The 18,572-nt window shown below is 52.4% G+C and carries 19 protein-coding genes; 2 read left to right on the top strand and 17 right to left on the bottom strand.

Going from position 1 to position 18,572, the window contains the following annotated elements:
- Positions 1 to 26: 26 nt before the first annotated feature.
- From D889_RS0104845 to D889_RS0104895, 11 genes are all read right to left on the bottom strand, one after another.
- On the bottom strand, positions 27 to 452 hold the full coding sequence (locus tag D889_RS0104845; RefSeq protein WP_238537579.1) for a YpoC family protein: 426 nt from the start codon (positions 450 to 452) through the stop codon (positions 27 to 29).
- Positions 453 to 534: 82 nt separating this feature from the next.
- Complete coding sequence (gene nth / locus D889_RS0104850) at positions 535 to 1,206, bottom strand: endonuclease III (protein WP_026039029.1); 672 nt, start codon at positions 1,204 to 1,206, stop codon at positions 535 to 537.
- A 23-nt stretch (positions 1,207 to 1,229) separates the two neighbouring features.
- Positions 1,230 to 1,928 (bottom strand): DnaD domain-containing protein, encoded by a 699-nt coding sequence (locus D889_RS0104855; protein WP_010631172.1) that lies wholly within the window; start codon positions 1,926 to 1,928, stop codon positions 1,230 to 1,232.
- 135 nt (positions 1,929 to 2,063) lie between these two features.
- On the bottom strand, positions 2,064 to 3,356 hold the full coding sequence (gene asnS / locus D889_RS0104860; protein WP_010631171.1) for an asparagine--tRNA ligase: 1,293 nt from the start codon (positions 3,354 to 3,356) through the stop codon (positions 2,064 to 2,066).
- A 40-nt stretch (positions 3,357 to 3,396) separates the two neighbouring features.
- Positions 3,397 to 4,581, bottom strand: coding sequence for a pyridoxal phosphate-dependent aminotransferase (locus tag D889_RS0104865; protein WP_010631170.1), 1,185 nt, complete (start codon positions 4,579 to 4,581; stop codon positions 3,397 to 3,399).
- A gap of 45 nt (positions 4,582 to 4,626) precedes the next feature.
- Complete coding sequence (locus D889_RS0104870) at positions 4,627 to 5,112, bottom strand: cell wall elongation regulator TseB-like domain-containing protein (RefSeq protein ID WP_010631169.1); 486 nt, start codon at positions 5,110 to 5,112, stop codon at positions 4,627 to 4,629.
- A 189-nt stretch (positions 5,113 to 5,301) separates the two neighbouring features.
- Complete coding sequence (locus tag D889_RS0104875; RefSeq protein WP_010631168.1) at positions 5,302 to 6,297, bottom strand: biotin--[acetyl-CoA-carboxylase] ligase; 996 nt, start codon at positions 6,295 to 6,297, stop codon at positions 5,302 to 5,304.
- Positions 6,255 to 7,433 (bottom strand): CCA tRNA nucleotidyltransferase, encoded by a 1,179-nt coding sequence (locus D889_RS0104880; RefSeq protein ID WP_010631167.1) that lies wholly within the window; start codon positions 7,431 to 7,433, stop codon positions 6,255 to 6,257. The genes D889_RS0104875 and D889_RS0104880 overlap by 43 nt, the downstream gene beginning before the upstream one ends.
- 85 nt (positions 7,434 to 7,518) lie before the next feature.
- The gene (locus D889_RS0104885; protein WP_010631166.1) at positions 7,519 to 7,935 is read right to left on the bottom strand and encodes a methylglyoxal synthase; all 417 of its coding nucleotides are present in this window, start codon (positions 7,933 to 7,935) and stop codon (positions 7,519 to 7,521) included.
- Between the two features lie 34 nt (positions 7,936 to 7,969).
- Positions 7,970 to 8,779, bottom strand: a complete 810-nt coding sequence (dapB, locus tag D889_RS0104890) for a 4-hydroxy-tetrahydrodipicolinate reductase (protein WP_010631165.1) — start codon at positions 8,777 to 8,779, stop codon at positions 7,970 to 7,972.
- Positions 8,757 to 9,119: a nucleotide pyrophosphohydrolase gene (locus tag D889_RS0104895; RefSeq protein ID WP_026039027.1), complete on the bottom strand. Its 363-nt coding sequence runs from the start codon at positions 9,117 to 9,119 to the stop codon at positions 8,757 to 8,759. The genes dapB and D889_RS0104895 overlap by 23 nt, the downstream gene beginning before the upstream one ends.
- 218 nt (positions 9,120 to 9,337) lie before the next feature.
- Between D889_RS0104895 and D889_RS0104900 the strand changes: the two genes are divergently transcribed.
- Entirely contained in the window at positions 9,338 to 10,249 is a 912-nt protein-coding gene (locus D889_RS0104900) for a YitT family protein (protein WP_010631163.1), read from the top strand.
- Here the strand turns inward: D889_RS0104900 and coaW are convergent.
- The 5 genes from coaW to D889_RS0104925 all read right to left on the bottom strand — a co-directional run bounded on the left by coaW (position 10,246) and on the right by D889_RS0104925 (position 17,217).
- A complete protein-coding gene (gene coaW, locus D889_RS0104905; RefSeq protein ID WP_010631162.1) occupies positions 10,246 to 11,082 on the bottom strand; it encodes a type II pantothenate kinase in 837 nt (278 codons plus the stop codon). The two genes, D889_RS0104900 and coaW, sit on opposite strands and share 4 nt — an antisense overlap.
- Before the next feature lie 165 nt (positions 11,083 to 11,247).
- Positions 11,248 to 11,682: a ferritin family protein gene (locus D889_RS0104910; RefSeq protein WP_010631161.1), complete on the bottom strand. Its 435-nt coding sequence runs from the start codon at positions 11,680 to 11,682 to the stop codon at positions 11,248 to 11,250.
- 119 nt (positions 11,683 to 11,801) lie between these two features.
- Complete coding sequence (locus D889_RS0104915; RefSeq protein WP_010631160.1) at positions 11,802 to 13,358, bottom strand: amidase family protein; 1,557 nt, start codon at positions 13,356 to 13,358, stop codon at positions 11,802 to 11,804.
- 292 nt (positions 13,359 to 13,650) lie between these two features.
- Positions 13,651 to 14,256 (bottom strand): GNAT family N-acetyltransferase, encoded by a 606-nt coding sequence (locus D889_RS0104920; RefSeq protein WP_238537578.1) that lies wholly within the window; start codon positions 14,254 to 14,256, stop codon positions 13,651 to 13,653.
- A gap of 111 nt (positions 14,257 to 14,367) precedes the next feature.
- Complete coding sequence (locus D889_RS0104925; protein ID WP_010631158.1) at positions 14,368 to 17,217, bottom strand: cation-translocating P-type ATPase; 2,850 nt, start codon at positions 17,215 to 17,217, stop codon at positions 14,368 to 14,370.
- A gap of 201 nt (positions 17,218 to 17,418) precedes the next feature.
- On the opposite strand from D889_RS0104925, the gene D889_RS0104930 reads away from it, so the two are divergent.
- Complete coding sequence (locus D889_RS0104930) at positions 17,419 to 17,700, top strand: GNAT family N-acetyltransferase (protein ID WP_010631157.1); 282 nt, start codon at positions 17,419 to 17,421, stop codon at positions 17,698 to 17,700.
- Positions 17,701 to 17,775: 75 nt separating this feature from the next.
- Here D889_RS0104930 and hemQ read toward each other — a convergent pair whose 3' ends face one another.
- Positions 17,776 to 18,525 carry a hydrogen peroxide-dependent heme synthase gene (hemQ, locus tag D889_RS0104935; protein ID WP_010631156.1) on the bottom strand — a complete coding sequence of 250 codons (750 nt, stop codon included), beginning with the start codon at positions 18,523 to 18,525 and terminating at the stop codon, positions 17,776 to 17,778.
- Positions 18,526 to 18,572: the final 47 nt, after the last annotated feature.

The raw sequence follows: 18,572 nt of genomic DNA on the forward strand, positions 1-18,572 counted from the left end.
CCAGTCAACTGGTTTTCCGGGGTTTTTTAATGGTCTCTTCGACTCCTGGCAACGGCTATTTTTTTAGTGAGTTCATCCTCGAGCAGATTCAGCTGGATATATGACGTATAGCGGTCGGGCTGACGGGCAATATAGTCGATCCGCTCATCAAGATTAAGCGGAGCAAAAGCCATCCGGTTTAATTCAGAGGACAGATGACGCTTAGCAAGACCATCAACGGGTCTTCCTTCCTCCCAGAACATGCGCTCAATAAATTCTGCCAGTGCACCGATCATTGATTCCCGGATCAGGAATGACTTTTGTCTTCGATGAAACACGTCCTGAATTAACCGGCGTCGCTGATCCCAGCGCCGTTTCAGCGTATCATCAGGTTCAGCCCATGGCCAGGCAGTCCGAGCATCCGGCTGCACGACATAAAGAATATCATAAAAAAACGGGTACTCTTCACTCATGGTTCGGACCTTATCGAGCTGAATCGACGACCGGGGTGCATAGAAAGGTGATACACAGAATGAACCGGGAACAGAAAATACTCTATTTTCGGGCGGCAATGAAATCCCCCCTGCTTTTCATCCGCTTCTGCCCTTCCCGGCAGAGATCAAGCAGCGGGCACTCCGGACAATTCGGATTGGCCGCTTTGCAATGGTAGCGGCCAAAAAAGATCAGGCGGTGATGTGTCAGCGACCATTTCTCGCGAGGCACCCGTTTCATCAGCGTTTTCTCGACTTCAAGCACGCTGTCTTTCCAGCGGCAAATGCCCAGGCGTTTCGTCACACGTTCAACATGGGTATCGACAGCGATTGCCGGCTGGCCAAAAGCAACAGACGCAATCACATTCGCTGTCTTCCGTCCGATTCCAGGCAATTTAACCAGCTCGTCGCGTGTCTCCGGCAATTGACCGTTGTCATCTTCAATCAGACAGGCGCACATCTGGCGGATGTGTTTCGCTTTGGTGCGAAACAGTCCGATTGAGCGGATATCGCGCTGCAGTTCCTCGACCGGCACCGCCAGATAATCCTCCGGTTCATGATACTTTTCAAAAAGAGCGGGGGTCACCCGGTTCACAAGTGCATCCGTGCACTGGGCCGAGAGCATGACTGCAATCGCCAATTCAAACGGATTCCTATGATTCAGCTCACAATGTGCGTCGGGAAACATGCGGGCAATGGTTTCCATAACATAATCAATCTGTTTCTGGTTGAGAATCGGAATCAGCCTCCTGTCTCCGGTCAGTCCTGGTCAAGCCAGTCATAGTCCGGCTTTTTCTCCGTGTGATCTGCAGTACCGGGCTTTACCATACGGCCTGCCGGCTGGCGCCGCCGGATCTGGTCACCGTGTGCCTTGGCCTGTGCCGCCGTTTTGATCCCGTTTTTCTTCCATTCAAATAATATCCGGTCGATATATCTGAAGTTAAGTTTTCCGGAGACTACGGCTTCACGCAAGGCAGCTTTAATCATTGCTGGTGACTGGTGGTCGTCGTCCGTCCACATCGCCAGCGTTTCACATTCGATCGGCGACAGCGGCCGGCCGAATTCAGTTTCGAAAAGTGTATACAGCGTCTTTTCCGTGGCCTCCGGAGCAGACGAAGTCTGTTCCCGGTAAGCGAAACGGATCAGCTTTTCCCAGAGCGGCTGAAGCGAATAAGCTTCTGTATACAGCTCGTTTTCCGTTTTCTGCACAATTGACAGAAAACCATGCTGCACCATATCATGTAGCATATCGGCGCATTCGGTTTCACTTAAGGTCATTCTGGCAGATAAATTTTCAAATGTCGGGAATTCGTCTCCATGAGTGATGAATGAATGCACTTCGATCAACAGCATACATTCTTGTTCGTTCAGGCCGATTTCATTATAATGTTCAATCAAGAGTGACGGTATATTCAGCTGACTGTCCATCATCAGTCTGGTTAAAAATTTAGCATCCATGTCCTGACACCTCAAAAAATAGTATAACATGACTGACCCTGTCGTTTCTGACGGATTCAAACCGGCATGGCAATGTGAAAGAAAAACAGCCGGTGAGAAACCGGCTGCCGAAAGTCCTGTTTATTTGACCCTTGATCACGGATAAATCCGATTCAGCAGTCTTGGGAACGGGATGGCTTCGCGGATGTGTTCCAGTCCGCAGATCCAGGCAATCGCCCGCTCCAGTCCGAGCCCGAAACCGGAATGCGGTACAGAGCCGTACTGACGAAGTTCAAGATACCACTTATATGAAGGATCATTCAGATGATATTGTTCGTAACGTTTCTTCATCAGTTCGAGGTCATCAATTCTCTGACTGCCGCCGATGATTTCACCGTACCCTTCCGGAGCAAGCAGATCCGCGCAGAGTACCACTTCTTCCCTGTCGGGATCCGGTTTCATATAAAAAGCCTTGGCTTTCGCCGGATATTCGGTGACAAAGACAGGCACATCAAAATGTTCGGCGATTGCCGTTTCATGCGGCGCGCCGAAATCATCACCCCATTTGATATCATCAAATCCATTTTTGTTCAGAAAGCGGACCGCTTCGTCGTACGTTATCCGCGGGAAGGGGGCTTTGATCTTTTCCAGTTTCGATGTATCCCTGCCGATGACCTTCAGCTCCGGCTGGCATTTCTTCAGCACACGCTGAACAAGACAGGCAATATAATCCTCCTGAATCTTAAGGCTCTCTTCATGGTCACAGAAAGCCATTTCCGGTTCAATCATCCAGAATTCGATCAGATGACGGCGCGTTTTCGACTTTTCTGCACGAAAAGCAGGTCCGAATGAGAATACTTTGCCGAAAGCCATTGCCGCCGCTTCCATATAGAGCTGGCCGCTCTGCGACAGATACGCATCGCGGTCAAAATACTTCGTATGAAAAAGGTCGGTCGTTCCCTCCGCGGCACTGCCTGTGAGCAGGGGTGCGTCGACTTTGATAAAGCCATGGTCGTAAAAATAGTCGTAGGTCCCCTTAATGACTTCGTTGCGGATTCTCAGAATGGCGTGCTGACGGCTCGACCTCAGCCACAGATGACGATGATCCATCAGAAACTCAACCCCGTGTTCCTTGGGTGTAATCGGATAATCGTGCGCTTTCTGAATAAGCTTCAGACCGGAAACCGTTAATTCATAGCCGGATGGTGCCCGCTTATCCTCGCGAACTAAACCGGTTACATAGAGCGAGCTTTCCTGCGTCAGTTCTTTAGCTTCTTCCCAGTCCGCCTCATCAACCTCATTTTTGAGGACGACGCCCTGAATAAAGCCGGTTCCGTCACGTAGTTCGAGGAACTGTATCTTGCCGCTTGACCGTTTATTTGCGAGCCATACGCCGATCGTAACTTCACTTCCGACATGACTGCTGACTTCCGAAATTGTTGTTCCCATGCTTCAATGACCCCCTGATCGATCAACCTGACGATAAGTTTCAGTTTGTATGTTTCTTAATAAAATGTTCAATTCTGTCCAGCGCCGTTTGAAATTTCTCAAGCGAAGTCGCATAGGACAGACGAATATGTTCCGGAGCACCGAATCCTGCACCGGGAACGACAGCGACTTTCTCCTCCTCAAGGAGCGCAGCCACCCAGTCGGTCACCGTGTCAAAGCCGCAGGCCTTGCTTGTCTTCGCGATATTCGGGAACAGGTAAAAGGCGCCTTGCGGTTTAATGCAGCTTACCCCGGACAGACCGACCAGCCGCGGATATACCGTATTCAGCCGTTTCTCAAATGCCTGACGCATCTTCTCGACGCTGTCCTGCGGTCCGTTGTACGCTGCAATGGCCGCGTACTGAGACGCCGAGGCGGGATTCGATGTACTGTGACTGGCGATGTTCGTCATTGCTTTGATCAGTACTGCATCGCCGGCCGCATAGCCGATCCGCCAGCCGGTCATGGCATGTGATTTGGATACGCCATTCACAACAATTGTATTCTTCTTGACGGCATCTGAAATCTGGGCAATCGAGTAAAATGTGTTGCCGTTATAGATCAGCTTTTCATAAATTTCATCCGAAATAATCAAAATATCGTGTTTCAGGCAGAAGTCGGCAATCGGCTCGAGGTCTTCCTTTTCATAGATCACACCGGTGGGGTTGCTCGGCGAGTTAAGGATCAGCGCTCTTGTCTTCGGTGTCGCTGCCTGTTCCAGATCCGCGACGTTAATTTTGAAATGCTGCTCCTGAGTCGTTTGAATCGGCACAGGAACGCCGTCGGCCAGCTTTACCTGTTCCGGATAACTGACCCAGAACGGTGCGGGAATGATCACCTCGTCACCGGGGTCAAGCAGCGCCTGAAACAACAGATAAAGAACATGTTTCGCACCGTTACCGACAATGATCTCAGAAGGCGTGTAGTCAAAACCCTGATCCCGCTTCAATTTATCAATAATCGCCTGTTTCAGTGCAGGCAGCCCGGCCGTCGGCGTATATTTGGTATGTCCTGCTTTCAGTGCCTCAGTGGCTGCATCGATAATAAATTCAGGTGTATTAAAGTCCGGCTGACCGGCACCCAGTCCGATCACATCAAATCCCTGTGCGGCCAGTTCACCGGCTTTAGCGGTAATTGCCAGTGTGCTTGACGGCGTAATTGTGGCAACGCGTTCTGCTAATCGCATAACTTGATCTCCCCTGTCTGTGAGCCGAGCCTGGCTGAAGCAGGCTCAGATATTTAACATCCGTTGGACTTCCCTGCCTGTATCAAAGTTGAATGAGACGTAGTTAAAACTGTTATGGCTGTTTTTAAACGTGATTTCCCACACCGGCTGATTCTGAATGGCACCGAGCCGGACAGAGACAATCGACCGGACATCCAGATGCAGCGCAGCAAGTTTTTGGAGCGCCTGGCTGCGTGTCAGACCATTCTTCACCGGACGGGCCAGATAGCCGGCTGCTTTACTTGGTTTATCAGGTACCCAAATGTACATCGCGACACCGTTTCGGGTTCCGCTGACGACTTCGTAAGCCTGCGTCCCATAATAGGCGGTCACCGAACCGGTCTTCTGCAGCTGATCGTGTGCCGTCGCTTTTGCTGCGGCAGTCTGAGCCGCGGCATTCGCAACATTCATGTTGCTCCTGTATAGATACCAGGATCCGGATAACAAGACAAGCAGGAGGATCAGGATCCCGGTAATAACCCAGTTTTTCAAAAAATCACCTTACCAAGCTCAATTTTTCCGAAGAATCGGTTCCTCAGGTCAGCCGCTTCTTCATCGAAAGTTTATGTACTACCGCCATTCGGGCAGACGGAGCGATTGCTCCGCAGCACTCTCTATTATATCAAATAGAAGGCGCCTTTTCGCAGTAAAATGCATGATTCACGAAACAGTTTGCCGCGCTCAGGTCCATTCAATATCGGCTGAATAGATCTTCCTGATGGTTCCGCTGCCGTCCTGCAAAAGCAGAACGCCACTGTCGTCAATCCCAAGCGCTGTTCCTTCAAGGATCCGGCCTTCAGGACGCCGGACACGGATGTGTTTACCCAGGCTGACGGCCCGCTTTTCCCAGAGCGGTTTGATGGACTTGAAACCATCTTTCAGATAAAGCTGATACAGATGCTCAAAATGAAGCAGAAACAGCTGGACGAATTCGGCCAGATTATATTTTCTCCCGGTCAGACTGTAAAGTGACGCGGCTGTTTTCTTCAGTTCGTCCGGTACTTCCGCCATATCGGCATTGACATTGATGCCGACACCGATGACCACGGCTTTCACGAAACTGGCCTCTGCCTGCAGTTCGGTCAGGATACCGACCAGTTTGCGGCCGTGATAAAGAATGTCGTTGGGCCATTTAATCCCGCAGGAAAGGCCGGTGATCTCTTCGATCGTATCCGTTGCGGCAACCGCCGTGAGCAAAGTCAGCTGCGGTGTCTGATCTATCGGCAGGTCCGGGCGCAGGATCAGGCTCATCGTCACCATGACGCCGCGCTGTGATTTCCAGTTGTGGCCCATTCGCCCTCTGCCGGCTGTCTGTTCATTGGTGATGACCAGTGTCCCATCGGCTGCACCTTCATCAGCCAGTCGCAAGGCTTCTTTTTGAGTCGACCCGATAGAATCGTAGAAAATGATCGATCTCCCCAGTTTCTCAGTGCGCAGTCCGGCAGTGACCGCTGCCTCACTCAAACCTTCCGGCGTTCCGGCAAGCCGATAGCCTCTTTTCTGAACGGCATCGATACGATACCCTTCGTGCTCCAGTTCGCGAACATGTTTCCAGACAGCTGTCCGCGAGCAGCCGATGAGCCGTGAAATATCCTGACCGGAAAGATATTCATGCTGATGCTGATAAAGCATTGTCAGTATTTTTGTTCGCGTGCTGCCGGCTGCTCCATGAACCATGTCTTGATCACCTCCGTTCTGTTCCGGACTGCTCCTTCAACGACAGATTTTTCAAGCGTGCGGATCACTTCTGCCAGCCAGGGCCCGGGTTTTCTTCCGGACCAGCGGATCAGGTCGCGACCGGTAACCGCCAGATCGCTCCGGCTGTGAATCGGCAACCCGGCCCATAGACTGCCGGCTGCTTTCAGACGATTCTCCAGTGTATCCCGGCGGAACGTACCGCCGGCGGTCAGAAAGCGTTCGACGGATGCCGCACATTGGGGTCCCGCCTGATAGACAGACATCCGGCTCCAGCTGCCGGCTCTGCGGATTTTTCCAAAAGCAAGGATCGCCGTCACACGCTTCTTCAGTTTGCCGGACCATTTCCATGCCCGGGCGAAAGCGGCAACATCGCCGACCCCCGTACCGTCCAGAAAAGCTGCCCAGCGTTCTGCATCATCTTCAAGCAAGGGCAGCGCGACGGGCGGATCCGGCAAATCAGCTTCTTTAAGCAGCGGCAGTGCGCGAAAACATCCGGTTGCGAAGAGTAATCCGATTGCCCGATTTGCTGCCGGTCCGGCAAGCAGCCGGGTCATTTCCTGATCCAGACGCTCTACAGAAATTTTTTTTAAAAGCCCGGCCTGCGCCTGAAAAGCGGCAAATTCCCGGTCTCCAAGTGTAAACTCCAGCTCGGACACAAACCGGATGCCGCGCATGATCCGCAGGGGATCCTCGTGAATCCGTTCTTCCGGTGCGCCGACCATCCGGATTCGCCGTTCAGCCATATCCTTCCTGCCGCCGAATAAGTCGATGATTGCCCCGGATCGATCCATAGCAAGCGCATTAATGGTGAAATCACGACGCATCAGATCCTTATCCAGCGAAGATTCGAACCGGACATGATTCGGATGGCGAAAATCGGAATAACCGCTCTCTGACCGGAAAGTCGTGACTTCATAAGTTTGGCCGTGTGCGATTACCGTCACGGTGCCGTGCTTGACCCCAGTCGGAATCGTTCTTCTGAAAAGGCTGATGACCCGGCCGGGATGAGCCGCCGTTGCGATATCGATGTCATGGACCGGCCGGCCGAGCAGAAAATCACGGACAGCACCGCCGACCACGTAGGCTTCATAGCCGTGGTCAATCAGACGGTCCATGATTGGTGCCACTTCAGAAAAGGGAAAATGCATTAAAAACACCTCAATTGTTCTTTGCGCACCGGTTCAAAGTAAAAAAATGTGATTATTCCTCTGAGTGCTGCCTTTCATGAACCAGCTCACGCCAATGGAAATCACCGCGTTTCAGCGCATGGATCATCACTTCCGCCGATGCCAGATTGGTGGCGAGCGGGATCCGGTAGACATCGCTGAGCCGGAGCAGCGCATTGACGTCCGGTTCGTGCGGCTGGGCGGTCAGGGGATCACGGAGAAAGATCACCAGATCCATTTGGTCCGATGCGATCAGCGCACCGATCTGCTGGTCGCCGCCGAGCGGTCCCGATTTGAACCGGTTCACTTTCAGGCCGGTGGCTTCCATGACTTTCAGGCCGGTCGTCCCGGTTGCGTACAGCTTATGCTGAGCAAGAACCGACCGGTAAGCGATGGCCAGACGAACCATTTCCGGTTTCTTTTTATCATGAGCAATCAAAGCAATATTCATGGCTGTCCCCCCTCATCAAAAATAGTTGAATGACTCAGTCCAGAATATTTTCCAGTCCGTATACGAGTGTATCGAGTGACATGACGGTGCGCACCGAATAGGCAACACCGGTCATGAAAGAAGAGCGGGCCATTGAGTCGTGGCGGAGCGTCAGCAGCTCGCCCTTGCTGCCGAAAAGAACTTCCTGATGGGCGACCAGTCCGGGCAAACGCACACTGTGTATTCTCATCCCGTCATAATCTGCACCGCGGGCACCTCTGAGTGTCTCCCGCTCATCCGGAGCGCCCTGTTTCTTCGGCTTTCTCGTCTGTGCAATCAGTTCTGCAGTTTTGACAGCTGTTCCTGACGGCGCATCCTTTTTTCCGTCATGATGCAGTTCGATAATTTCGACATCCGGAAAATATTTTGCGGCCATCTTGCTGAATTTCATCACGAGTACTGCGCCGATCGCAAAGTTCGGTGCGATGATCCCGCCAAGCTGTTTCCCGTCCATCTGCTCCCGATAGCCGGCAACTTCCTCTTTCGTAAAACCGGATGTCCCGATGACTGGACGGACGCCATAGTCGATAGCTGCCTGAAGGTTCCGTCTCCCTGCTTCCGGATTGGTAAAATCAATCAGGACATCGGGATGTACCGCGGAGAAACAGGCACCGATATCATCGTAGACACGGGCGTTCAGTCCCGGAATGCCGAGCAGTTCGCCGGCATTCGCTCCATCATGTCCGTCATCGGCGGCTGCGGCCAAAGTGAATTCCGGTGTCCGTTCGATCATGCGTACAGTCTCTGCGCCCATCCGTCCGCGCGGTCCGGCGACGACAATCTTAATTTGACTTGTTTCCGTCATTACTTATTTCTCCTTTATCTTTTTTGGTCCAGCGGTCTTTATCCCGTGTGTTGAATTTGTCGCATACACGGGCAAGCGCTGAATCCATGTCAATGTGCAGACTATTGGCCAGGCAGATCAGAACAAACAGCAGATCGCCCAGCTCTTCTTCAACGGTTTTCTCAGGTTCTGTTTCTTTTTTCGGTTTCTCTCCATAATAGTGATTGACTTCCCGGGCCAGCTCGCCCAGTTCCTCAGTCAGCCGTACGGTCTGAGCCAGGGGTGAGAAATAGCCTTGTTGAAACTGGCTGATATAATCGTCAACATCCTGCTGCAATTCGTCCAAAGTCTTTTTACTCAAGGCATCTGCTCCAATCCGCCGTGCCCCTTCCCTGCTGGTTTGCAGACAGAGCCGGCCCGTCAAAGTTCCAGAAATATCATACCACTCTTTGAAAGTAGTGGAAATCCGGGTTGCGCCCCGCAGGCTCCGCGATGCTTTGCTTAAAACCGGAGATATTGAAGGATTGTCTTCATACGCTTATGATATAAAAGGCATACGACTCTGGAGGGTCAAACGTGATGAAACTAGACTTGAAAGCAAAAAACATCCTGTTTATTCTGATCGGTGCGGCGATTTACTCATTCGGACTGGTCAACTTTAATATGAAGAATCAGCTGGCCGAAGGGGGTGTCACCGGCCTGACTCTGATTTTATATAATCTGTTTTCCGTTGATCCGGCATACAGCAATATTGTGCTGAACATTCCACTGTTCCTGGCCGGCTGGAAGTTCTTTCGCCGTGATGAATTTATTTATACGTTGATCGGCACGTTCTCCTTGTCGGTCTTCCTGTATCTTTTTCAGCATCTGCTCACATTCAACTTTGTGCTGAACCATGATCTGTTCCTGGCCGCCCTGTTTGCCGGAGTGTTTATCGGCGGCGGTCTCGGCATCATATTCCGTTATGGAGGCACGACAGGCGGTTCCGACATTGTTGCCCGAATCACACATAAACTCTACGGCTGGGCGATGAGTAAAACCATGCTGGTCATCGATGCTGCAGTCATTATCCTCTCAAAAGTCTATCTGGACTATCGGGAAATGATGTATACACTTGTCGGCGTTTTTGTCGGTGCCAAAATGATCGATATCGTTCAGAAAGGGGCGTATGCTGGCAAGGCGGTCATGATTTTCTCCACAAAGAGTGAAGAAATTGCCGATAAAATTCTGTCCACGCTTGACCGAAGCCTGACTCTGATCGATGCCAAAGGGGGCTTCACTCGCCGGCGGATGAATGTACTTTACTGCGTCGTCAGCCACAATGAAGTCTTCCGTCTGAAAAATCTGATCCATGAAATTGACCCGGATGCGTTTGTCACGGTCAACGATGTTCATGAAGTATTCGGGGAAGGCTTTTCTTATCCGAAGTCGGAAAATGGTCTTCACGAATCGGGCAGGTCCTATCCAAAGCCACCGCAGTCTGAACATTAAAGCGATGACTTTTCCCGGAGCATCAGGTACGCCCCGACCGCTCCGCTGAACCGGCCGTTTTCCGGGATTAAGGACTCCAGTGAACAGAGGCTGCAGTACCGGTGTACCGTATTCTTCATTACGGGGTTGTCCGCAAAGATACTGCCGATAAAGACGGCCGTACGAAGCCCTTCATTTCTTGCCGCAAACAGTGTCAGCGAAGTGATTGTCTCAGCCACCATGCCGATCACCGCGGCAACCTTGTCAGCATTGCTGATCCGCCGGCTGTTCTCCAGTACCCGGCCGAAGTTGCTTGCCGTCAGATCGCCGGGAATCGGCGGCCGGGCGCCTTCGTAAATGTGCGCCACCGTAAGATCTGCCTGATCCCTGTGTCCCTGTGCCGCAAGTTCCATCAGGGTCTTAAAATCAGATTCGCCGGTCATCAGTTTCGCCAGACCAAGCAGCGTTCCTCCTCCGACCCCCGTGCCGCCAAGTCTTTTCTGACCCGAAGGAGCCACGCGGTGAATGGATGTTCCTGTGCCGCAATTCGTTAGAATAAACCTGCCGGGCACAGATGGATGCCGGCTTCGAAGCAGAGCACGCACGCCGCGTGCCGATGCTTCAAACTCCGGAACAACGGGTGACCGAACCAGACCGAGCTTATCCTTCAGCCTGATTGCCGAACCGCCGGTAAAGCAGAGCCGTGCATCTTTCAGGTGGGTTCGGATCCACCGGCCGCATTGTTCTTCATCCCCTGCCGGAAAACAGCGGAGAATCCTTCCGCCCACACCCTCTGCCGCAATTTTGATCAGTGTTCCGCCGGCGTCTATTCCGGCAAGCCATCTCCCAGTCATTCTGCATCGTCTTCTCTCATCAGTCAGTCCGGACTTTCTTCATTCATCGGGTACTCTATCAATTACAATACTAAAAATCTATCGAAAAGTACATGAAACGACCGGAAGATGGCCACCCTGGCCATCTTCCGGTCGCACGTAAAACGCTAACGGCAAATCTATGAATCAGCGGCTCAATGTATAAAAATAAAGGAACCAGACGGCATGATTCTGTTCATCTTTGGCAATCCGGTAGAAAAGCGACCTGATCTGGGGATCAGCCGCCATGTCACCAGTCTCAAGATAAAAGTCGACGGTATTCTGTTCATCCTCAATCGCATGGCGCAGTCCCTCCATGTAGGTGGAAGGGCACTGCTCCGTCTGCTGCGGCTGAAACGTCTGGCCTGTCAGCTGCTGATACAACGTCGAAAGCGCCTGATAATGGCGCATTTCATCGTCGCGTATCTCGCCGATCTGCCGGCGTTCATGAGCTGTACGCGCCTGATTCATCAGTACTTGATAACAGTTGACAGCATTGTACTCACCAGAGATCGCTGCTTTGATCCGTTCGATCAGTGTGTCATTTCCACCCGGTTCAGCCGACCGATATGCTCCTGTCATCCTGGAAACCTCCTTGATCATCTCGATCTAGTTTATTCCGGGAGATCAGGAAGTGTGCCCAGGGAGAATCACAGTCGTCAGCAGTAACCATAGTGAAGCTGGATCCGTATATGAGATCTTTACCGCTCCTCAAAGACCGGTGCACGCCGTGCTTTAGTCGCCTGTTCAAACGCATAGGCCAGTTCGATCAGTTTCGGTTCGCTGAAGGCGAGTCCTGTGAACGTAATGCCTACCGGCTCCCCTTCTTCTGTATAACCGGCAGGCACAGTAATCGACGGGTAACCGGCTTTTGCGGCAAGATCACAGCCGTGATAACCGGCAAAAACGAGCGCGTCAAGATGTCTTGATTTTATCACAGCATCAAGCCCCTCTTTACGCGACAGGCGAATATCGTCTGCACGGTCGGCGAGATACTGACGGTTACCAAGATCGCTGCTCAGCGATTCTGATTTAATCAGGACGGCCTGCCCATATTTAAGTTCAGCATCCGCATGTTCCTTGTTGAAGGCAATAACATCTGCCAGGCTGTGTACCGGAGCTGTTTCCGGAAGCTTTTCCAGATAACGGTTAATATCAAACTTGAATTCCCGGTACATCACGGACGAATGATGGTTTTCCAGTTTCTCCGCAGATTCGATGACCACCGGATCAAGGACCGCAGCTCCCTTTTCCGTCATCTTTTTCAAAGCCTGGTCAAAAATTTTAACCTTTTCTTCACTGACCGATTCCAGAAAGCTCCGGTCAACGCCGAGACGTGTTCCGCGCAGGCCGCTGCGTTTCAGATAGACGGTATAATCTTTCTTGACGTCGCCCTGACTCCAGACGGTCTCCTCGTCTTCTTCGTCGACACCGGTCATGACGTTCAGCAGCAGGACGGCATCTTTGACCGTACGTGCCATCGGACCCGCCGTATCCTGACTGTGCGCCAGCGGAACCAGGCCGCTGCGGCTGACGACGCCGACCGTCGGCTTGATGCCGACTAATGAATTCGATGAAGCCGGACTGAGAATGGAGCCGGAGGTTTCGGTACCGACACCGGCAGCGGCCAGATTCGCCGCCACAGCGGCACCTGTACCGGCACTTGATCCGCCGACGTCAAACGCCCGCCCATAGGGGTTCAGCACCTGTCCGCCGAGCGCGCTGTAGCCATTCGGCATCTTCTCCGCCATGAAATTGGCGAACTCGGTCAGGTTTGTTTTTCCGAGAATCAGCGCGCCTGCTGCTTTCAGCTGTTTGACGAGAAAGGCATCCTGCTCAGGCTGATGGTCCGCCAGCGCCGTCGATCCGGCCGTCGTATGCAGCGGCTGCGCGGTGCCGATATTGTCCTTAATCAGGAGCGGAATACCGAACAGCGGACCAACATCCGGATTGACCGACCTCCGGACATCGCTGGCTTCTGCTTCATGGAGGATTTCCGGGTTCAGTTCCAGCACAGCGTTCAGTCCGGCCCCATTCTGGTCAAACTTTTTAATCCGGTCCAGATAGTGCTGGACCAGTTGCTTCGACGTGAACCGGCCGGCTTTCAACGCGCTCTGGAGCTCAGAAATGGTCGCCTCTTCAAGTTCAAACGGACGCCGTCTGGCCACTTCCTGACGCAGATACATGCCAGCGGTCAGCGCTGCAGCCGTCGCACCGGTCAGTGCAGCAGCAAGAGCAAATTTTTTCTTCTTGGACATTGTGACTCACCCCATCGACATCGTCGCATTCTTCCAGAATTAAAACGCTTTATTTGATGCCTGTCCGGTATGCTGTAACGACTTAAGATGCACCTGTCTTGCCGGGCAGAACCTTTTTCAAAATTACCTATTATCTTACCGTTATCAAGAGCAACTTTCAATCTTCTGCCCGGGGAAAAAAATCATACCGATCCTTCCTTCTGTGCGAATGGCCGGACCAGTACCGGAGTCTTGTTTCCCAGGCTCCGGGGATTCATTTTTCACACTGGATCATTCTTGTGGCCGGCCGCTGTCATTTCTCATCAGGCGCCGTGTCCAGAGACCTGCGCATCATCCGCTTCCACTTTGACCGACGCACCGTCTCATGGAAACCGGCTTTTTCAAAAACTGACGGGACTCCGGTCCAGAGAAAAGCACCGGGGACATGCTCACTGTAAGGGATCTGCGGATAGGCTTCGACGGTTTCGGCGCCGTTCATCCGGCAAAAGTTAAGTACTGCCCGGATCAGATCGAGCGTATACCCTTTTCTCCGGAATGCCTGATCAATAAAAAAGCAGCTGATCGACCAGACCGGCAGTGAATCGGGTCGTCTGAAGACACGGGATTTTTCAAGCCGGAGATACACTTCCCGCGGCGCGGCCGCACACCAGCCGATCGGCTGTTTGTCCAGGTACAGGAGCACGCCGACCGGCTGGTGACGGTCCACAAGCTCCTTCATGGCCAGCTTATTTGATTCACCTTTGCAGGCATCAAAGTCGGCCTTATAGCGGCGCCAGCTCATGCACCAGCAGCCTCCGCAGGCGCCGCGTTCGCCGAACAGCCGGACAAAATCATCCCAGTGATCCGGATCCAGTACGAATGCGGCTAAATTGCCGGCCTTGTTCTCATAGATTTTCATCTTCAGCTCCACCTGTCTGGTTAATGAATCATCAAAAAACACTTCACTGCATCCAGTTTAACGGAATCACAGCGAAGTGCAATTTTTCTTCCGGTTTGATTCAAAAATCATTCAGTGGAAAGCCACTTCATGGTGATGTGCTCTGGTCCGTTCTTTTGCCACCCATTTGCGCAGCTCTTCGAGGACAATAATTGCCACTGGGCAGAGCAGCAGCAGAAACAGGTGACTGAACTGCGGTGTTGCCGTCCCGAAGACAAATTGCAGAAACGGAACATAGGCAATCAACAGGAACAGGACGATTTCAATCAGGATGCCCCAGCCCATCAGCGAGTTCTTTTTATTCAGCATAGTGAATAAAGACAGACGCGGTGAGCGGCACTCAAGCAGGTTGCCGATCTGGCAGAAAATCACGGCGCCGAATCCCATAGTTATCGCATACTGATAGATATATTGAATGTGTGCGCCGGCTGTGCCGTTTGCCACCGTTTCGGTGAACTGGCGCGTTGCCGCCGGCGAGTATCCGTAACTGCCCCAGGAAAGAAAGAACATCAGGAACAGCATGGCCGACTCGATGATCCCGAGAAAACAATAGGATCGCAGCAGGACACGCCCGTTCAGGATACTTTCCCCTGGTTTTCTCGGCGGGTAGTCGAGGACATCTTTGTCCGGTAATTCCTCGCCCAGTGAGATCGCCGGAACAAGGTCGGTACCCAGGTCGATCGACAGGACAAGCAGCACGGTCAGCGCCAGCGGTATGTGGAAGACAGCCATGGCAATAAACGGCAGCACTTCCGGCACATTGGACGCCAGAATGTAGGTGATGAACTTACGGATATTTTCATATATGGCCCGTCCTTCTTTGACGGCTTCGACGATCGTCGCGAAGTTATCATCAAGCAGGACGACATCTGATGATTCGATGGCCGCATCCGATCCGTTCTCCCCCATGGCAATGCCGATATCGGCTTTTCTCAGTGCCAGGACATCATTGATCCCGTCACCGGTTGATGCAACGACGTGTCCGATATTCTGGTACGTCTCAACAATTTTCAGCTTATCCTTCGGGGTTGTCCGGGCGAAAATAACCGGCAGATCGGTATTGATCTTTTCCGCGAGTTGCTGCCGGCTCATTTTTTCCAGCTCGGCGCCGGTGATCGCCACATATTTATCTTTCACGATCCCGATCTGGCGGGCAATCGCCGCTGCCGTCAGGGCGTAGTCTCCGGTGACAATCGTGACCTTGATGCCCGCTTTGTAGCAATCCCGGATCGCTTCACGGACGCCTTTCTTCGGCGGATCATACATGATCACGAGACCCAGCAGAGTCAGGTCGTTCGCATCGGATTCGGGACGGCGTGTCCGGTCGGCACAGGCAATGGCAAGGACGCGAAATCCCTTGCCTGCCATCTGGTCGTTCATGGTGCGGACATGCGCTCGATCCGCATCAGTCGCGGCGATTTCCTTTCCCTCTTTAAAAAGATAGCCGCATCTGGCGAGTACACGGATCGGATCGCCTTTTGTGAACTGAATCACATGATCCTTCTCGAAAAGCCCGCTCTGGTTGTTTACTGCCAGTACCGTCATCGATTTTGTATTGGAACTGAACGGTCTGACTTTCTTGCGCGTAAACTGTGTGTTCAATTGTTCGGAAGGCAGTCCGTATTTATAGGAAGCCACGAGAATTGCCGCCTCGGTCGGACTGCCGATCATCTTCCATCTGGCCGGATCGTCCTTCTTTGTCTGAAGAACCGTATCCGAGCAGACGGCCGATGCCGTAAACAGCCGGTCAAGGCCGGGGCGATTCGTCTCGGTTATTCCGCTGACCTTGCCTTCTTTCTCATAACCATTGCCGCCGATTTCGATCGACCCGTCCGGCGTCCATACCTCGCGGGCGAAGATGGCATTCTGAGTCAGCGTCCCGGTCTTATCGGTACAGATCACCGATGTGCTGCTCAGCGTTTCAACGGCCGACTGCCTGCGGACGAGCGCATTCTTCTTGGCCATTCGCTGAACCCCGAGCGCCAGTGAGAGGCTCACCGTCGGCATCAGGCCTTCCGGGATGTTCGCAACAATAATCCCGATTGCGAAAATCAGTGCTGCATTGACGGAAAAACCGGTGATCATCGTCGACGCGAGAAACGCCAGAATGCCCAGCGTCACCGCGATGATCGACAATGTCCGCGTGATCTTCTGAATTTGCGCATCCAGCGTGCTCTTGCGGCGGACGATATGTGCCGTTGTCTGCGTGATATTGCCGATCTGCGTCTGTTTCCCGGTTCCGTAAACCACACCGGTTCCCTTACCTTCTGTGACCGATGTCCCGGCAAACAGCAGGTTGCGGCTGTTGACCATAGACTTTCCGGCCAGCGGATCTGCTTCCGGTGTCCGGTCCACCGGCACGGATTCTCCGGTGAGCATCGAGTTGTCGACGAACAGGCCCTCACCGCCGATCAGACGAATATCGGCCGGGACACGGTCTCCGGCAGCGAGGTCGATCACGTCGCCGGGAACCAGCCGCTCGGCAGGAATTACCGTCAGCGAGCCGTCTCTGTAAACCTTTACATTATTTGGAATCATTTTTGATAAAGCTTGCAGTGCATGGTCCGCCTTGCTTTCCTGAAAGAAAGAGAAAGTCGCGTTCACGAGAATGATGAACCAGATCACATAAGCAAGTACCGGTGTGCCCGAGATCAGCGCCATCGCACTTGCCACCCACAGCATAATCGCTAAAATGTTGACGAGCTGTTTGACGAAACGGCGAAGCGGATGAAAAGATTGTTTGCTTTTGATCGAGTTGTCACCGTGGGCAAGCAATCGCTGCTCTGCGGTTTTTCCCGTCAGCCCGGCTCTGGCCGTACCCAGATAGTCACAGACTTTCTCCGGTTCGATTTCAGAGATCTTCTGCAGATCGACCCGGATCTGACGCTCTGCGTTGTCTCTATCTGTTGTCTCTTGAGGCATAAAACTCATCCCCTTTACCTGTAGACATACATCTTGTTACATCTCAATTTTAGCACACTCGAAATTTCTTGCTCGTTTTTGACCGGAATGTGAAGCTTATTTTTTAATTGACGAATGAGTTTCCTCATGCAGGAGAATCCGTATCGGGCAGCGAAATAATTAATTAGAAACTGTAAAACATCAGGACCGAGGGTGAAAATCATGGAATTGCATGAGGCATCGAATCGTTTCTATTTTCTTGATGATGACGGGAAAGAAGCTGGCGAAGTCACATTTACCAAACCTTATGAAAATGTGCTCAGCATCGACCATACATTTGTCGACCCTGCCTACCGCGGTCAGAAGCTGGCCGGACAACTGATTCAGGCAGTGGTTGACAAAGCCGTGCGTGAGCACAAGAAAATCATCCCTGTATGTTCCTATGCCCAGGCGAAATTCCGCCGCGTTAAAGCCTATCAGGATGTTGAATATCATGGAGCCTGACAGGCAAAGAGCGGAACGGATCTATATGTCCGTTCCGCTCTTTTTTCACCCGGGCTGATTGAAACTGCATCTTCTTTAAAGCCTTGTGAGCATCGCGGCCAGTGTATCCGTGTTGAGGAGGGAACCGACGTAAAACGGGCCGAATTCGCCGAACCGTGCGCTCACCTCATCAAATCGCATCTCATAGATCAGTTTCTTAAACTGCAGCGGATCATCGGCGAACAGGGTAACCCCCCATTCCCAGTCGTCGAGCCCGACTGAGCCGGTGATCACCTGCCTGAGCTTCCCGGCATATTTACGTCCGATCCGGCCGTGACTGCGCATCATTTCCCGGCGTGCATCCATCGGGAGCAGGTACCAGTTGTCCTGACCGTCCCTTTTCTTGTTCATAGGATAAAAGCAGAAATGAGCCGTCTTCGGCAGAACCGGGTAAAGCCGTGTCCGAATCCGCGGATTGGCATAAGGGTCACCCCCGTCTTTACCCAGATAGTTGCTCAGTTCGACGACTGAGACATAGGAATACGCCGGCCGGGTAAAATCCGCAAATTTCGTTTGATTGAACCGGACTTCCAGTTCATTGAGCTCGTCCAGAGTCGGCCTTAACCACATGAATACAAAATCTGCCTTCTGTCCGACAATCGAGTAGAACGCATAGCTCCCCTTCTTGCTTTCTTCATTCGCTGCAAGCTCAGCAACGAATGCCTTCACTGCCTGAACAGCTTCCTGCCGTTCAGGCAGTGTAAGCCTTTTCCATCCGGACCAGTCGATGGTCCTGAATTCATGCAGACAGTACCAGCCGTCCAGTGTCTCTGCAGCTTCCGCCATAAACTCATCCCCTGTACAATTCCTGAATTCCTTCATCAAGCCGTAAA

The organism is Sporolactobacillus vineae DSM 21990 = SL153, from assembly GCF_000377985.1.
Lineage (GTDB): Bacteria > Bacillota > Bacilli > Bacillales > Sporolactobacillaceae > Sporolactobacillus > Sporolactobacillus vineae.